General features: G+C 69.2%; 10 protein-coding genes. 7 read left to right on the top strand and 3 right to left on the bottom strand.

Features of this window, described 5'->3' with window-relative positions:
* The first annotated feature begins 99 nt into the window (after positions 1-99).
* Entirely contained in the window at positions 100-483 is a 384-nt protein-coding gene (locus W5W_RS0111395) for a YccF domain-containing protein (RefSeq protein WP_017195477.1), read from the top strand.
* A gap of 131 nt (positions 484-614) precedes the next feature.
* Here W5W_RS0111395 and W5W_RS0111390 read toward each other — a convergent pair whose 3' ends face one another.
* Positions 615-1,937 carry an amino acid permease gene (locus W5W_RS0111390; protein WP_017195476.1) on the bottom strand — a complete coding sequence of 441 codons (1,323 nt, stop codon included), beginning with the start codon at positions 1,935-1,937 and terminating at the stop codon, positions 615-617.
* A gap of 196 nt (positions 1,938-2,133) precedes the next feature.
* Between W5W_RS0111390 and mmuM the strand changes: the two genes are divergently transcribed.
* Positions 2,134-3,111 (top strand): homocysteine S-methyltransferase, encoded by a 978-nt coding sequence (mmuM, locus tag W5W_RS0111385; RefSeq protein WP_017195475.1) that lies wholly within the window; start codon positions 2,134-2,136, stop codon positions 3,109-3,111.
* A gap of 60 nt (positions 3,112-3,171) precedes the next feature.
* On the opposite strand, the gene W5W_RS0111380 is transcribed toward mmuM, so the two are convergent.
* Both W5W_RS0111380 and W5W_RS0111375 read right to left on the bottom strand, forming a co-directional pair.
* Positions 3,172-3,480 carry a hypothetical protein gene (locus W5W_RS0111380; protein ID WP_238533335.1) on the bottom strand — a complete coding sequence of 103 codons (309 nt, stop codon included), beginning with the start codon at positions 3,478-3,480 and terminating at the stop codon, positions 3,172-3,174.
* Between the two features lie 359 nt (positions 3,481-3,839).
* The gene (locus W5W_RS0111375; RefSeq protein ID WP_017195473.1) at positions 3,840-6,575 is read right to left on the bottom strand and encodes a DEAD/DEAH box helicase; all 2,736 of its coding nucleotides are present in this window, start codon (positions 6,573-6,575) and stop codon (positions 3,840-3,842) included.
* Positions 6,576-6,753: 178 nt separating this feature from the next.
* Here W5W_RS0111375 and W5W_RS0111370 point away from each other — a divergent pair, with 178 nt between their 5' ends.
* The 5 genes from W5W_RS0111370 (at position 6,754) to W5W_RS0111350 (ending at position 14,488) form a co-directional block, all read left to right on the top strand.
* Complete coding sequence (locus W5W_RS0111370) at positions 6,754-7,920, top strand: DUF4241 domain-containing protein (protein WP_017195472.1); 1,167 nt, start codon at positions 6,754-6,756, stop codon at positions 7,918-7,920.
* 271 nt (positions 7,921-8,191) lie between these two features.
* The gene (locus W5W_RS0111365) at positions 8,192-9,655 is read left to right on the top strand and encodes an alanine/glycine:cation symporter family protein (protein WP_017195471.1); all 1,464 of its coding nucleotides are present in this window, start codon (positions 8,192-8,194) and stop codon (positions 9,653-9,655) included.
* A 150-nt stretch (positions 9,656-9,805) separates the two neighbouring features.
* Entirely contained in the window at positions 9,806-11,338 is a 1,533-nt protein-coding gene (locus W5W_RS0111360; RefSeq protein WP_017195470.1) for an alanine/glycine:cation symporter family protein, read from the top strand.
* Positions 11,339-11,341: 3 nt separating this feature from the next.
* On the top strand, positions 11,342-12,817 hold the full coding sequence (locus tag W5W_RS0111355) for an alanine/glycine:cation symporter family protein (protein WP_017195469.1): 1,476 nt from the start codon (positions 11,342-11,344) through the stop codon (positions 12,815-12,817).
* A gap of 126 nt (positions 12,818-12,943) precedes the next feature.
* A complete protein-coding gene (locus W5W_RS0111350) occupies positions 12,944-14,488 on the top strand; it encodes an alanine/glycine:cation symporter family protein (RefSeq protein WP_017195468.1) in 1,545 nt (514 codons plus the stop codon).
* Positions 14,489-14,517 lie beyond the last annotated feature (29 nt).

Here is a 14,517-nt window from a genome sequence, read left to right as displayed (position 1 = left end):
TGCCGTTGCCCGGGCGCCCTTTGAGCGCACTGCGAAGTCAGCGCCCCGTAGGACGAGCATCGCGGGACCGCGGTGGCGCAAGTGGTGTAGACAGTCCCTATGCGCACATTGCTCAACCTCATCTGGGTCGTCTTCGGTGGCTTCTGGCTCTGGCTGGGGTACTTGTTCTTCGGCGTCATCGCCTGCCTCCTCATTGTCACCATCCCCGCTGGAGTCGCCTCATTCCGCATCGCCGGCTACGCCCTGTGGCCCTTCGGGCGCACCGTCGTCACCAAGCCGGGGGCGGGCGCCATGAGCGGCCTCAGCAACGTGATCTGGTTCCTCGTCGCCGGCCTCTGGCTGGCCATCGGTCACTTGACGACGGCGGCCGCACAGGCCGTGACCATCATCGGGATTCCGCTGGCGATCGCCAACGTCAAGATGATTCCCGTGACCTGCTTCCCCTTCGGCAAGGAGGTTGTCCCGGGGGACGGCATCGCCTGAGACGCTGCTCCTGCTTCTCATGCTTCTCAGCGCCCGTGCGGCCGGCCCGGGGCCCGTGCGGCCGGCCCGGGCCGCACCGAAGCACTCGATCAGACCTGGCCCCTGCGCATGCGGACTTCACGGCGCTCGCCTCAGGCCGAGATGCGCCTCTGCCCGGCCCAGTACAGCGCGTAGCAGGCGGCGACGAAGACCGCGGTCATCCACAGGGCCGGCCGCTGCGTCGGGTCGAAGACGATCAGGAGGCAGGACAGCGCCGAGGCCACCAGTGCCGCCAGCGATACCCACGGGTAGCCGGGTGCCCTGTAGGAGAGCTCGTCATCGACGTGCCCCTGAAGGCGCCGCCGACGTCGGAACGACACGTGGGAGGCGGCGATGGAGACCCACACGAGCATCACGGCCAGCCCTGATACCGACACCAGCACGATGTAGACCGTCGAGGCCGCCACCGTGCTGGTCGCCAGCGCCGCCAGCCCGCCGATCATCGAGGCGGCCATCGCCGGGGCGGGCACCCCGAAGCGGTTGGTGCGCGCCAGTACCCTGGGCACCGTTCCCTCGTCGGCCAGCGACCACAGCATGCGGGTTGAGGCGTATAGGCCCGAATTGGCGGCGGACAGGATGGCGGCGAGAATGACGACATTCATGATGGTCCCGGCGAAGGGGATCCCCATCGCGTTGAAAACCGTGACGAACGGGCTCTGCTCGACGCCCGCCGCATGCCAGGGGATGAGCGCGCTCATCACTGTGATCGAGCCGATGAAGAAGATGACCAGACGCCACAGGGTCGCGTGAATGGCCCGTGGCACGGTGGTCCCCGGATCCTTCGTCTCGCCCGCGGTGATTCCGATGAGCTCGGTGCCGGAGAAGGCGAAGTTGACGGTGAGCATTGTGGTGAAGACAGCGCCCAGGCCTTGAGGGAAAAGACCATCCGCGGTCAGGTTGCTCAGCAGCGGTGCCGAGTCGTATCCCGCATAGGGAATGACTCCGATGATCGCCAGGGCGCCCAGCACGATGAAGGCGAGGATCGCCAGGACCTTGATCGAGGACAGGAGGGACTCGGTCTCCGCGAAGACCCGCACTGAGGCGAGATTGACCCCGAGGATGAGCAGGATGAAGAGCGCCGCCCATAGCCAGGCCGGTGTTGAGGGGAACCAGTCGGTCATGATCATGGCTGCTCCGGTGAACTCGCTGCCGAGCGCTACCGTCCACGTCAGCCAGTACAGGATGGCGGTGACGAAACCGGTTGCCGGACCCAGGCAGCGGCGTGCGTACACATGGAACGCGCCGGTCAGGGGCATGGCAACGCTCAGTTCGCCCAGGCACAGCATGACGAGGTACACGATGGCGGATCCCACCGCATAGGCCAGGATCGTGCCGATCGGGCCGGCCTGACTCACTGTGTAGCCGGATGACAGGAAGAGTCCCGTACCGATGACTCCGCCGAAGCTGATCATCATGAGATGACGGCTGGTCATTCGGCGTTTAAGGGCATGAGGCTGACCGCTCGCGCTCCCGGTGCTGTTCCCGGTGTCGGATGAGGTTGTAGTCGGAGAGGGGCGGGCGCTTGTGATTTCTAGCGGTGGATCCTCAGGGGTTTCGACCATACGGGCGAGGCTATCGATGCTCGGCGCTCGCCTCGGTTAGCGTGTCGCCATGCGAACCTTTCCGACCGCGCCCGATTCCTCGCAGCACCAGGTCGACCTGTCCGAGTTGATGGCACGCGGCCCCGTCGTCCTGGACGGCGCCATGGGTACCGAACTCGATGCCCGGGGAGTCGGCACGGCGAACCCGCTGTGGTCCGCCCTCGCCCTGACCGAGGCGCCTGAGGCCGTCACCGCTGTTCACACGGACTATCTCTTCGCCGGTGCCCGAGTCATCTGCACGAATTCCTATCAGGCCACTGCTCCCGCCCTCATGCGCACCGGCCTCACCGAGGCGGATTCCCGCGCCGTTATCGCGACTGCCGCACGTCTGGCCCTCGACGCCCGTGATCTGCATGTGAAGGCCCACCCGCAGGAGCCCGTGCTCGTGGCGGGCAGCCTCGGCCCCTATGGCGCCTACCTGGCGGACGGAGCCGAGTACACCGGCGCGTATACCACTGACGCCCCCGACTTCGAGTCGGTCCACCTGCCGCGCCTCGAGGCCCTCGGCGAGGAGGGGGTCCGACTTTTCGCGGTTGAGACCCAGCCGCGCCTGGATGAGGCTCGCTGGCTCGTCGAGCGGCTTCAGCGGGCCGCCCCTGGGGCCGAGTGCTGGGTCTCCTTCCAGGTGGGCTCCGACGGCGAGCACCTGGCCGATGGCACTCCGCTGGCGGAGGCCGCCGCGTGGGCCGACACCGAGGACGCCGTCATCGCCGTCGGTGTGAACTGCGTTGCCCCATCGGTTGTGAGTCTGGCACTGCCTGTCCTGAGCGCGGCGACGCACAAGCCTCTGGTCGCGTATCCCAACGCCGGTGGCACCTACGACCCGGACTCCAGAACCTGGCGTCCAGCCGGCGGACCGGAGCGGTTCACCCGATACACGGCGTCGGCACCCGAGTGGCTCGATGCCGGTGTGCGCCTCATCGGCGGCTGCTGCCGCACCACGCCGGTGGACACGGCGGTGCTGCACGACCTCGTCGCCCGCCGCTGAGGGAGAGCCACTCGAGATCCTTCGTCTCCTGCATCCTGAGACGCCTCGCCGACCGTGGGCTCATCGAGTCGGCGCGGGGCCGGGGCGGTGGGCGCTCTCCAGGGATCGGGCCTCGCGCAGGAGCCCGTTCAGGGCGTGCATGACGGCGCCGCGGTGCTTGCGGCTGAGGACCCAGGCGGGCAGCCGGTGGCCCAGCTCCTTTCCCGTGGGCCGCAGTCGGGCCCTCACGAAGCCGAGGAGGTACTCGGCGTGCTCACCGTTGGCGACCCACAGGGTGTGCCCGGCGCACGGCGTGCTGAGGTAGAAGGGCAGCCCGTACAGGGCATCGACGCCGTCGGAGACTTTCAGGGCGCTGGCGCGCCCGGTCATGATCATTGAGGTCCCGCACGGGCAGCGCCGTTCCGGCCGCGAAGTCGGCGAGAGCCGTAGCACCGCCGTCTGGCGGCGGCCGCAGGCGGGGCAGCGCCACGTCGTGCGCGCCTGTGCGGGACGCGCGGGCCGGGGGCGTTCCCCCTCCCACCTCTGACAGCACCCGCACCAGTAGCCCGACCGGGCGCCCCGGGCACTCCACGTGCAGCGGGTGCAGAACGCCCCGCGCTCCACCACGTGCGCGGGCCCCGAGCAGGCCGGGCACACCACCCACGTACTGAGGCGGGGCACGACGCGCAGTGGCGCTGTCGGCATAGTCGGCACAGTCGTCATGGCGCTTGCCCGCTCCTGCCTCGTCATCATTCCTGCGGTCCGACCGACAGCAGGTGCACCAAGGCCCTGTTCTCGCGGTCGCACTCGGCCAGGTCCACCAGGGCCGTCAGCCGCCAGTCGTGGTCGCCGTCGGGGTCCTCAATGACCTGGGTGGCGAGCCAGACCCGCCGCCCCGACGCTTCCAGGGCCTCGCGCAGCCGCTCCGAGACGCCGGCGGACGCCAGCGCCGCCTCGTCGGGCGCCTCATCCAGAGGCGCCAGGCTCACCGCCCGGGCGGCGGTGTCGGTGCCGATCCAGTCGTACTCGTCCCAGTACCGGGCAAGCACACCGTCCCACCGCTCCTCGCCCCAGCCGGAGGAGGCGTCCAGGCGCCCCAAGCCCTCGACGTCGTCGCGGGCCATGAGCTCGACGCGCCGGAACATCTCACGGCGCACCGCCACTCGGAAGGCGTGAAGATTGCGGGTCAGGGCGACTCTGCCGTCTGCATCCGCCCCGAAGGCGCGCTCAATGCCCGTCGAGACACCGGCCGAGTCATTCGCCTCCGGGCGGTCGCCCTCCAACAGGCCCGCGACTTCCTCGACCCGGCCGGACTGCGCCGCCCCCAGAGCCTCCCACTCGTCCAGCAGTGAGGAGTCCACGGCCCGCACCAGGGCCCCGAGCCAGTCGGTGAGCTCATCGACCTCGGGCGTGCGGTGCTCGTCGGGGACGACCTGCCGCAGGGCCCGGTAGGCGTCGGTGAGGTAGCGAAGAACCACACCCTCACTGCGCCCCAGCTCGTAGCGGGAGATGAGGTCGGAGAAGGTCATGGCGTTCTCCACCATGTCCCGCACCACCGACTTCGGACGCAGTTCGTACTCGGCGATCCAGGGGTTCGCCTGCTTGTAGGTCTCCAGCGCCGGGGCCAGCAGTTCAGTCAGGGGCTGGGGCCAGGTGATCTCCTCCAGGGCGGCCATGCGCTCCTCGTAGTCGAGGCCCTCGGCCTTCATGGCCGCCACGGCCTCGCCTCGGGCGGCCCGCTGCTGGGCGTACAGCAGGGGGCGCGGGTCGTCCAGGGTCGCCTCCACCACTGAGACGACGTCGAGCGTGTGCTCGGGGGAGTCCACGTTCAGCAGATCCATGGCCGCCAGGGCGAAAGGCGCCAGCGGCTGATTGAGGGCGAAATCCCCGGGCAGATCCACTGCCAGGCGCAGGCGCGGACGGCCGTCCCGTTCGGACTGGGCGCTGGAGACGTGCTCCAGGACCCCGGCGGTGCGCAGCGACTGGTAGATCTTGATGGCGCGGCGCACATGCCTGCGCCGTTCGGCCTGGCTGCCATGAACGCGGGACAGCAGGTCGGCCATGGCGGCCACCGGCTCGCCGTCGCGCTCCATGAGGTTCAGGACCATGGTGGTGGTGACCTGGAACTGGCTGGTCAGGGTCTCCGGGGCGGCGTCGCGCAGGCGCTCGAAGGTCTTGTCCGTCCAGTTGACGCGTCCCTCGGGGGCCTTCTTGCGCACGATCTTGCGGCGTTTGCGCTCATCGTCCCCGGCCTTGGCCAGTGCCTTGGCGTTGTCGATGACGTGCTCGGGAGCCTGGACGACGACGTATCCGCGCGTGTCGAAGCCGGCGCGGCCGGCCCTCCCGGCGATCTGGTGGAACTCGCGGGCCGTCAGATGGCGCTCCTTGGCGCCGTCGAACTTGACCAGGCTGGTGAGAACCACCGAGCGGATCGGCACATTGATGCCCACCCCGAGGGTGTCAGTGCCGCAGATGACTGACAGCAGGCCCAGTCGCGCCAGCTTCTCCACCAGCCGCCGGTAGCGCGGCAGCATGCCGGCATGATGGACGCCGATCCCGCGTCGCAGCAGCCGCGACAGGGTTGCTCCGAAGCCCCCTCCGAAGCGGAAGTCTCCCAGCGCCGCGGCCAGCTCCGCCTTGCGCGCCTTGGCGCCCAGGTCCACGCTCAGCAGTGAGGCGGCCCTCTCGATCGCCTCCTTCTGGGAGAAGTGGACGACGTACACCGGTGCCTTGCCCTGCTGCACGAGGCGCTGGAGGAGGTCGCTGATGGGCTCGACGACGTACTCCATCTCCAAGGGGACGGGCCGCACGGCATCGTCGACGACGGCGACCTCGCGGCCCGTGCGCTCCCGCATGTCGGCGGCGAGGAAGGACACGTCGCCCAGGGTCGCGGACATGAGCACCATCTGCGCCTGTGGCAGCTCGAGGAGCGGCACCTGCCAGGCCCAGCCTCGCTGCGGGTCCGCGTAGTAGTGGAACTCGTCCATGACGACGCTGTCCACGTCCAGCGCCTCGCCCTCGCGCAGCGACTGGTTGGCCAGGATCTCCGCCGTGCAGCAGATGATGGGGGCGGCGGCGTTGATGGAGGTGTCCCCGGTGACCATGCCGACGTTGTCCGCTCCGAACAGGCGCACCAGTTCGAAGAACTTCTCGCTCACCAGGGCCTTGAGCGGCGCGGTGTAGTAGGAGCGGCTGCCTCGGGCAAGGCTCGCCGTGTGGGCCGCGAGCGCGATCATGGACTTGCCCGAGCCGGTGGGGGTGGCGGCGATGACGTGCCGCCCCTGGAGGATCTCGGACAGGGCCTCGTCCTGGTGGGGGTAGAGGGGGCGGCCGGTGGACTCGGCCCACTCGGAGAAGGCCAGGTAGACCTCCTCGGGCTCGGGAATGCGCTCAGGGTCGTCGGCGGGTATGAGGGAGTCCAGGAGCGCGTTGAGCGGGGGCGTCGGGCGGGGCGCTGCGGTGGCCGAGGGCGCGGCGGAGGACATACCCGCATGGTCTCACGGCGGGCACGCGGCCGGTGCGCCGTAGCCGACTCCGGCAGGCGCGCGGCCGACCCGGTCCGCCGGTCCGCCGGCCCGCGGCCGGTCGCAGGCCGGTGGATCCTGCAGGGAGTCGGGGTGTGGCATGCTTGCTGGCGCTCGAGTACCTCGTACAGGAGACCCGTTGGAGCCCCGCGCCCGTATTGAAGCCTTCCTCGCCGACTACGCCGCCGCACACGCCGAGGCCCTGCCGCTGATGGAGGTGCGCGACGAGGACTCGCGGTCGGTCATCTTCGAGGCCTGGGGCCGGAAGTTGCACGAGCTCGATGTGGCGCACAAGGCGGGCGAGCCCTTCTCGCGACGTGCGGGCAGCTTCAGCAGTCAGTCCGAGTTCAGCCCGGAGACCGTCACGATCGAGCGGATTGACGTCTACGGCACCAGCGTCAGGGCCCGGCTCGCACGATCGCCCGGTGGCGGTCTGGGCGGTCCCATCATCGAGATGACACTCGTCCGCATCAAGGACGACTGGCGGATCGACACGATCCGTTACTACTACGACGAGCCCGCCTCGCCCCTCGTGCCCGAGGCGGAGCGCAGCGCCCGCCTGCGAAAGGCCCTGTGGGTCGAGCCCTTCGGGCGGGTCGAGTCGCCCGATCTTCCTGCGCCCGGCGACCTGTTCGTCACTGGGCGGGCGCGCCTGCCCGTGGACGAGTATGAGCTCGCGGCCACGGTCGATAGCGAGGACGAGGAGGCGTGGGCGGCTGCGCTCGCAGAGGCCAGACGCAGTGCCGAGGTCGTCGAGACCGAGGTGTGGGAGATCGGCCGATTCCCGCAGAGCGGCCAGTTGGCGGTGGGCGACGCCTCAGGCGGGGCGCGCATGATGTACGTGTGCGCCCTCGGCCTGGAGCCGTCGCTCGCCACGGCCCAGGCCGTGGTGGCCAACTTCGAGAAGGGCGGTCCGCGTGTCGCCGCGGTGCGGGCGCTTGTCGGCGAGACCGAGCCCGTCCGGTGGCGGCGGGCCGTGTCCGTGCCGGCGTGGCGGCACATCTCGTCCGTGTCGATGAAAGACTCCGCCGTGGGCGTGGACTCCGGCACGGCTGCGATCGTCGATGCCGAGGCCTACCTGGGAATGACGCACAGGCAATGGACGTCCGCCTGGGAGGCATTCGCCTCGAATGAGGCAGGTATGTTCGACTCCGGCAGCGGCCCCGTCGGCGTCATGACGTCCTCCGGGTGGGGTGACGGCTGCTACGGCGTCCACTGGGGGCTCGACGGCGGCGACCGGGCCGTCCAGCTCGTCATCGACTACGGCGTGCTGAGCGAGGCGCCCAGACCCGCCGATCAGATCTGAGGCGCGTGGCTTCGCGGCTCTGGCCGCTGCGGTCCCCTCGATCGGTGGCGCCCGGACCGGCTCGCCCCTTGTGGTGCCGCCCCTCCGTGCCGACCGGCCCGGCGATGGCCGACTCCTGCGGCGCAGCCCCATCGAGCAGCCCCATCGAGACGTGCGGGACCAGGCGGAAGGGGGGCAGCGTTCCGAAGAAAGACCCTGTGAGGAGGTGCCGGCCCCGAGTATGAGACGATGCCGCGCGTTCCCATCGTCTTGAGCGCAAAGGTTCCCCTCCATGGATGCCCTCGCCGCCCACCTTCTGACCATTGCCGACTGGATCACGGCCCACATCACCATGTGGGTCCTGATCGCCACCGGTCTGTTCCTCACTGTCGTCACCCGCGGCGTGCAGGTGCGCCACCTGGGCGACATGGTCCGGCAGGTCGGCGGATCGCGCGCGGGCGCCCAGGGCGGCATCTCCTCCTTCCAGGCCTTCGCCATCTCGTTGGCCGCCCGTGTGGGAGTCGGCAACGTCTTCGGCGTTGCCGCCGCGCTGCTCATGGGAGGTCCCGGAGCCATCTTCTGGATGTGGGTGGTCGCCCTGGTCGGCATGGCCACCGCCTTCTTCGAGGCCACCCTCGCCCAGATCTTCAAGGTCCGCGCCGCCGACGGCTCATTCCGCGGCGGGCCCGCCTTTTACATGGCCCGTGGCATGCGGAACCGGGCTATGGCCGGAGTGTTCGCCACCATCACCCTGGTCACCTGCGGCTTCGTCATCACCTCGGTGCAGTCCAATGCCGTGGCCGGGACCCTGGTGGCGGCCCTTGGCGGCGGACAGGAGTCCGCCCTGCCCGGATTCGGCGGTCTCACCGCCGCTCAGCTGGTGGTGGCCGGCCTCGTCTTCGTGCTGACCGCCGTTGTGGTTTTCGGCGGTATCCGTGCCGTGGCCCGCGTCACCGAGTGGATGGCCCCGATCATGGCGATGATCTACATCGTCCTGGTCTTCGTCATCTGCGTGCTCAACTTCGGCCAGTTCCTGGACGTCGTCATCGAGATCTTCTCCTCGGCCTTCGCCCCCGAGCCGCTGGCGGGGGGACTGGGCGGAGGCTTCCTGGCCGCCGTCATCAACGGCACCAAGCGGGGCCTGTTCTCCAACGAGGCCGGTCAGGGCACTGCGCCCAACGCCGCCGCCACCGCGACGGTCTCCCACCCGGTCCAGCAGGGCCTCATCCAGTCCCTGGGCGTGTTCGTGGATACGATCATCGTGTGCACCGCCACGGCCTTCGTCATCCTCATCGCCGGGCCCGACGCCTGGATGGCCGAGGGCGCCGATCCATCGACCCTGACCACGTTGGCCATCTCCCACCAGCTGGGCGGCTGGACGGTACTGCCCATGGCGATCCTGATCTTCGTCCTCGCCTACTCCTCGATCATCGCCGCCTACGTCTACACCGACGTCAACATGGATTACCTGACCGGTGGCAGGCGCTGGGCGTCCTGGACCGTCCGCGTCGTCTCGGTTGCCTCGGCCACCGCCGGGGCGGTCCTCTCCCTCGACGTCGTGTGGAACGCCGTCGATATCGCGATGGCGATCATGACTCTGACGAATCTCGTTGCCCTGCTGTGGCTGTTCCGCTGGGGCGTGGGCGCATTGCGGGACTATGAGGCTCAGCGCGCCGATGGTCTGGCCGAACCGGTCTTCCGCGGTCGCGGCAACCCGTATCTGCCCGCAGACGTGCCCGGTGACGTCTGGGCCTGATCCCGCCTCGATGCACTTCGAACGAGCATGTGAAGAGCACAGTCCCACGGCGCATCCCACCAAGGAGAACCTCATGATCCCGACGATTCCCAGGACTCTTCCACGGACTCTCCCGATCACCCGGCCCGCTGCTGCGACAGGAGCAGAACGATGAGCACCGCCGCGCCCGCAACCGCGCCCCGCACTCTGTCCCTCGAAGATGTCGAGACCACCCTGAACCTCATCGACGACCGCTTCTACGCCTACGGGCTCTCGGCACTGCTGGTGACGGTCGGCCTGTACTTCACCGTGCGCACCCGCGGCGTCCAGCTGCGGCACCTGGGCACGATGATTCGCAGTATCACCGGCTCGCGCTCCGGCGCGCAGGGCGGTATCTCCTCCTTCCAGGCCTTCGCCGTCGGGCTGGCGGCGCGCGTCGGCATCGGCAACGTCGCCGGTGTGGCCCTGGCCATCGTCTTCGGCGGGCCGGGTGCGCTGTTCTGGATGTGGGTGGTCGCCATCATCGGCATGGCCACCGCCTTCGTGGAGTCCACCCTCGCCCAGATCTTCAAGGAGCGCGGCAGGGACTTCACCTTCCAGGGAGGCCCCGCCTATTACATCAAGAACGGCCTGGGCTCCAGGGCATGGGGAGCCGTGTTCGCGGGCATGTGCATCCTCAGCGTCGGAGTGACCGTCGTCATGGTGCAGACCAACTCCCTGGCGGGCGTGATCAACGCCACCGTGCCCGAGGTCGCCCCGTGGATGGTCGGTGTCGCACTCGTGCTCCTGACCGCTCCGATCGTCCTGGGAGGTCTGAAGTCCGTCGCCCGCGTCACCGAGGTCGTGGCCCCCCTCATGGCACTGGCCTACGTGCTGGTCGCCCTGGTGGTCCTCCTGATCAACATCGGTGAGCTCCCGCGCGTCCTGTCCCAGATCGTCCATGGGGCCTTCGGCGCCGACCAGACCCTGTTCGGCACCGCCGGCGGGATCACGGCGGCCGTGCTCAACGGCGTGCGGCGCGGCCTGTTCTCCAACGAGGCGGGCCTGGGCACCGTCCCCAATGCGGCCGGTACCGCCACCGTGGCCCACCCCGTGCGCCAGGGCCTCATCCAGTCCTTCGGGGTCTTCGTGGACACCATCCTGGTGTGCACCGCCACCGGCCTCATCATCCTGCTGACCACCGACACCTACCGCCCCGGCGACGACAGCGTCGTCGGCGCTGTCCTGACCCAGCAGGCCGTCGTGGAGCACCTCGGGGAATGGACCATCTGGCCCATGGTCGTGCTCATCTTCGTCCTCGTCTTCTCCACGGTGCTGGGCTGCTACTCCTACTCCCAGGTCAATGTGAACTTCCTGGGCGGCGAGCGCCGGGCCGAGCAGCTCTTCGGCGTCGTGCTGACGGCCGCCGCCTTCGCCGGCACCGTCCTCACCCTGCCGATCGTGTGGGCGCTGACCGATATCGCCCTGGGGCTGCTCGGCGTGCTCAATCTCGTCGTCATCGTGCGCCTGACTCCGTGGGCGATCGGCGCCCTGCGCGATTTCGAGGCCCAGATCGCCGTCGGCGAGGAGCCGGTCTTCGTCGGCCACTCCAACCCGTACCTGCCCGGTGATGTCCTGGAGGGCATCTGGGAGGCTCCGCGGGCCGACGACCGCCTCGACCGCAGGGCGGGGCACGATACCTCCGGCTCGGAGCAGGAGCACTGAACCATGGCGGCCATGGAGATCATCAACTCGCTCATATCCATGATGTCGGACTGGCTGTTCGGCACCATCCTGGTATGGGTGCTGCTCGGCGCCGGCATCTGGTTCACATTCGGCACGCGTGCCGTTCAGCTGCGGCACATGGGCTCCATCGCACGGGCCGTCGCGGGCTCGCGAGGCGGCGCCGCGGGCGGCATCTCCTCCTTCCAGGCCTTCGCCGTGGGACTGGCCTGCCGCGTGGGGACCGGCAACATCGTCGGTGTCGCCCTCGCCCTGGTCCTAGGAGGGCCTGGCGCCGTGTTCTGGATGTGGCTGGTGGCCTTGCTGGGCACGGCCACCGCCTTCACCGAGGCGACCCTGGGCCAGTTGTTCAAGGTGGACCGCGGTGACGGCACCTACCGCGGCGGCCCTGCCTACTACATCGCCCGCGGCTTGCGCCTGCCGGTGCTCGGCGGCATCTTCGCGGTCCTGTTCATGATCGCCAATGGGCTGGCCATGCCAATGGTGCAGGCCAATGCGATGACGGCCGCGCTGAACGGTTCCGCGGCCCTGAGCCCATGGTGGGGAGCCGTGATCGTGGTGGTGCTAGTCGCACCGGTCCTGCTCGGCGGGCTGCGGTCCATCGCCCGCGTCACCGAGTGGATGGCGCCGGCCATGGCCATCCTCTACCTGCTTCTCGTCGTGGCGATCATCGCCCTGCATCCCGCGCAGGCCGCCGCCGCCGTGGGCGACATCGTCGCGGGCGCCTTCAGCCTGCGGGCCGGCCTGGCCGGTACTGCTGGGGGTATCGCCATGGCCGTGCTCAACGGCGTGCGGCGCGGCCTGTTCTCCAACGAGGCGGGGCTGGGCGGTGCGGCCTGCGCGGCCGGATCCGCCACCGTGGCCCATCCGACGCAGCAGGGCTTCATCCAGGCCTTCGGCGTGCTCGTCGATACCGTCCTGGTGTGCACGGCCACTGCCCTGGCCATTCTCATCGCCGGACGCATCGACGGCTCGGTATACACCCCTGGCGTGACCGGCCTCGGGGACGACAGCGTCTCGGGCACACTGACGCAGAACGCCATCGCATCCGTTCTGGGGCAATGGACCTCCTGGCCCATGACGATCCTCATCATGGTGCTGGCCTACTCCACGATTCTGGGCGCCTTCTCCTACGCCGAGGTCTGTCTGGACTACCTGACCCGGACCCCGACGGCCAGGTGGGCGCTGCGCGTCGCCGCCGTGGCATGCGCCTTCATCGGCGGGGGAGCGGCGCTGAAGACCGTGTGGACTCTGGCCGATGTCCTGCTCGGCACGGGGGCTCTGATCAACCTGGTCGCCCTGGTCGTGCTGAGCCGATGGGCTCGTGGCGTCCTGCGCGACTGGGAGGCTCAGCGCGCCGAGGTGGCGGCCGGTACCCGCGCCGCCGACTCCGTTCGTTTCGTCGCCGCGGGCAACCCGTACCTTCCCGGCCGGCTGCCCGGAGACGTCTGGTCGCGCTGAGGGTGGTCGGGGACCTCAGGGCCGCCACGGGACGACACCTCGCTGAAACGCGGACGGTCTAGGTTGGGGTGCGTTGGCTGCCCGTAACCCCGCGGGCAGCACGAGCTCCCGATTCCGGAGGCCCATATGCTCCCCGCAGTACTGTCACCGACCGCCGGTTTCTTCGACGGTCCAGCCGATTGGCTCAGCAAGGTCGCGGAGCACCTGTACGGTAATTTCCTCGCCTGGCTGCTCATCGCAGCCGGTGTCTGGTTCACCGTGCGCACGCGCGGCGTGCAGTTGCGCCTGTTCGGCCAGATGCTGCGCGCCATCGCGGGCTCACGCGACGGTGATGCGGGCATCTCCTCCTTCCAGGCATTCACCATCGGCCTGGCCTCGCGCGTGGGGACCGGCAACATCGTGGGCGTCGCCCTGGCCATCACCTTGGGCGGTCCGGGCGCCGTGTTCTGGATGTGGGTCGTGGCGCTCGTGGGCATGGCCACCGGGTTCATCGAGGCGACCCTGGCCCAGCTGTACAAGATCCCTCATCCGGAGGGCACCTTCCGCGGCGGCCCCGCCTACTACATCAGCCGGGGCCTGGGCTCGAAGGCGTGGGCGAGCGTCTTCGCCGTCGTCATCACCTTCGTCTTCGGGTTCGCCTACGAGGCCACTCAGGCCAACGCCATCTCCGGAGTCATGATGGGCACCTTCGACGTGTCGCCGCAGTGGACCGCGATCATTCTGGTCCTCATCACGGCGCCCGTCGTCTTCGGCGGCATCACGGCCGTGGCGAAGATCGCCGAGTGGATGGCCCCGATCATGGCCGGCGTCTACGCCCTCCTGGCGATCGTCGTGCTCGTGATCCACGCGAGCGCCATCCCCGACGCGATGATGAGCATCATCGAAGGAGCCTTCGGGATCGACCAGGCCTTCGCCGGTGTCGCCGGCGGCTTCGTCGCCGCCGCCCTCAACGGCATCAAGCGCGGTCTGTTCTCCAACGAGGCGGGGGAGGGGTCGGTCCCCAACGCCGCAGCCACGGCCACGGTCGCCCACCCGGTCCAGCAGGGCCTGGTCCAGTCCTTCGGCGTGTTCGTCGACACCATCATCGTGTGCACCGCCACCGCCCTCATCGTGCTGCTCTCCGGGGTCTACTCGCCCGAAAGCACCCTGGCCATGGGCGAGGCGGCGGCCAAGGAAGCCTCGTCGACCCTGACCTCCTCCTCGATCGGCGCAGTCCTGGGTGGTTGGTCCGAGTACCTCATGGCGGCCATCATCTTCGTGTTCGCCTACTCATCGCTGCTGGGCAACTACACCTACGCCCAGGTCAACGTGGACTTCCTACTGGGGCTGGGCCGCAAGCGCGACACCCGGACCGACACGGTCATGGTGTACGCCCTGCGCGCCATGATCGTGGTGGCCGCCGGGATCGGGGCTGTGGCCTCGCTGGACTTCGTCTGGAACCTGTCCGACGTCGTCATGGGTCTCATGGCGATCATCAATATCGTGGCGATCGTCCTGCTGGGCAAGTGGGCCTTCGGCGCCCTGATCGACTGGGAGGTCCAGAGGCGGCTCCTGAACGCCGGAGAGATCAGTGAGATCCGTTTCGTCGCCGAGGACAACCCGCACCTGCCGGGCCCCCTGCCCGGCGAGGTGTGGAGCAAGGCCAATGCCGGCCGCCACACTACTGAATGACCGGGGACAGGGGGCGGTCGCCTCGCCGC

Source organism: Actinomyces massiliensis 4401292, assembly GCF_000269805.1.
GTDB lineage: Bacteria > Actinomycetota > Actinomycetes > Actinomycetales > Actinomycetaceae > Actinomyces > Actinomyces massiliensis.
Note: the sequence above shows the minus strand (reverse complement) of the source record. Positions and strands in the feature narration are given on the sequence as shown.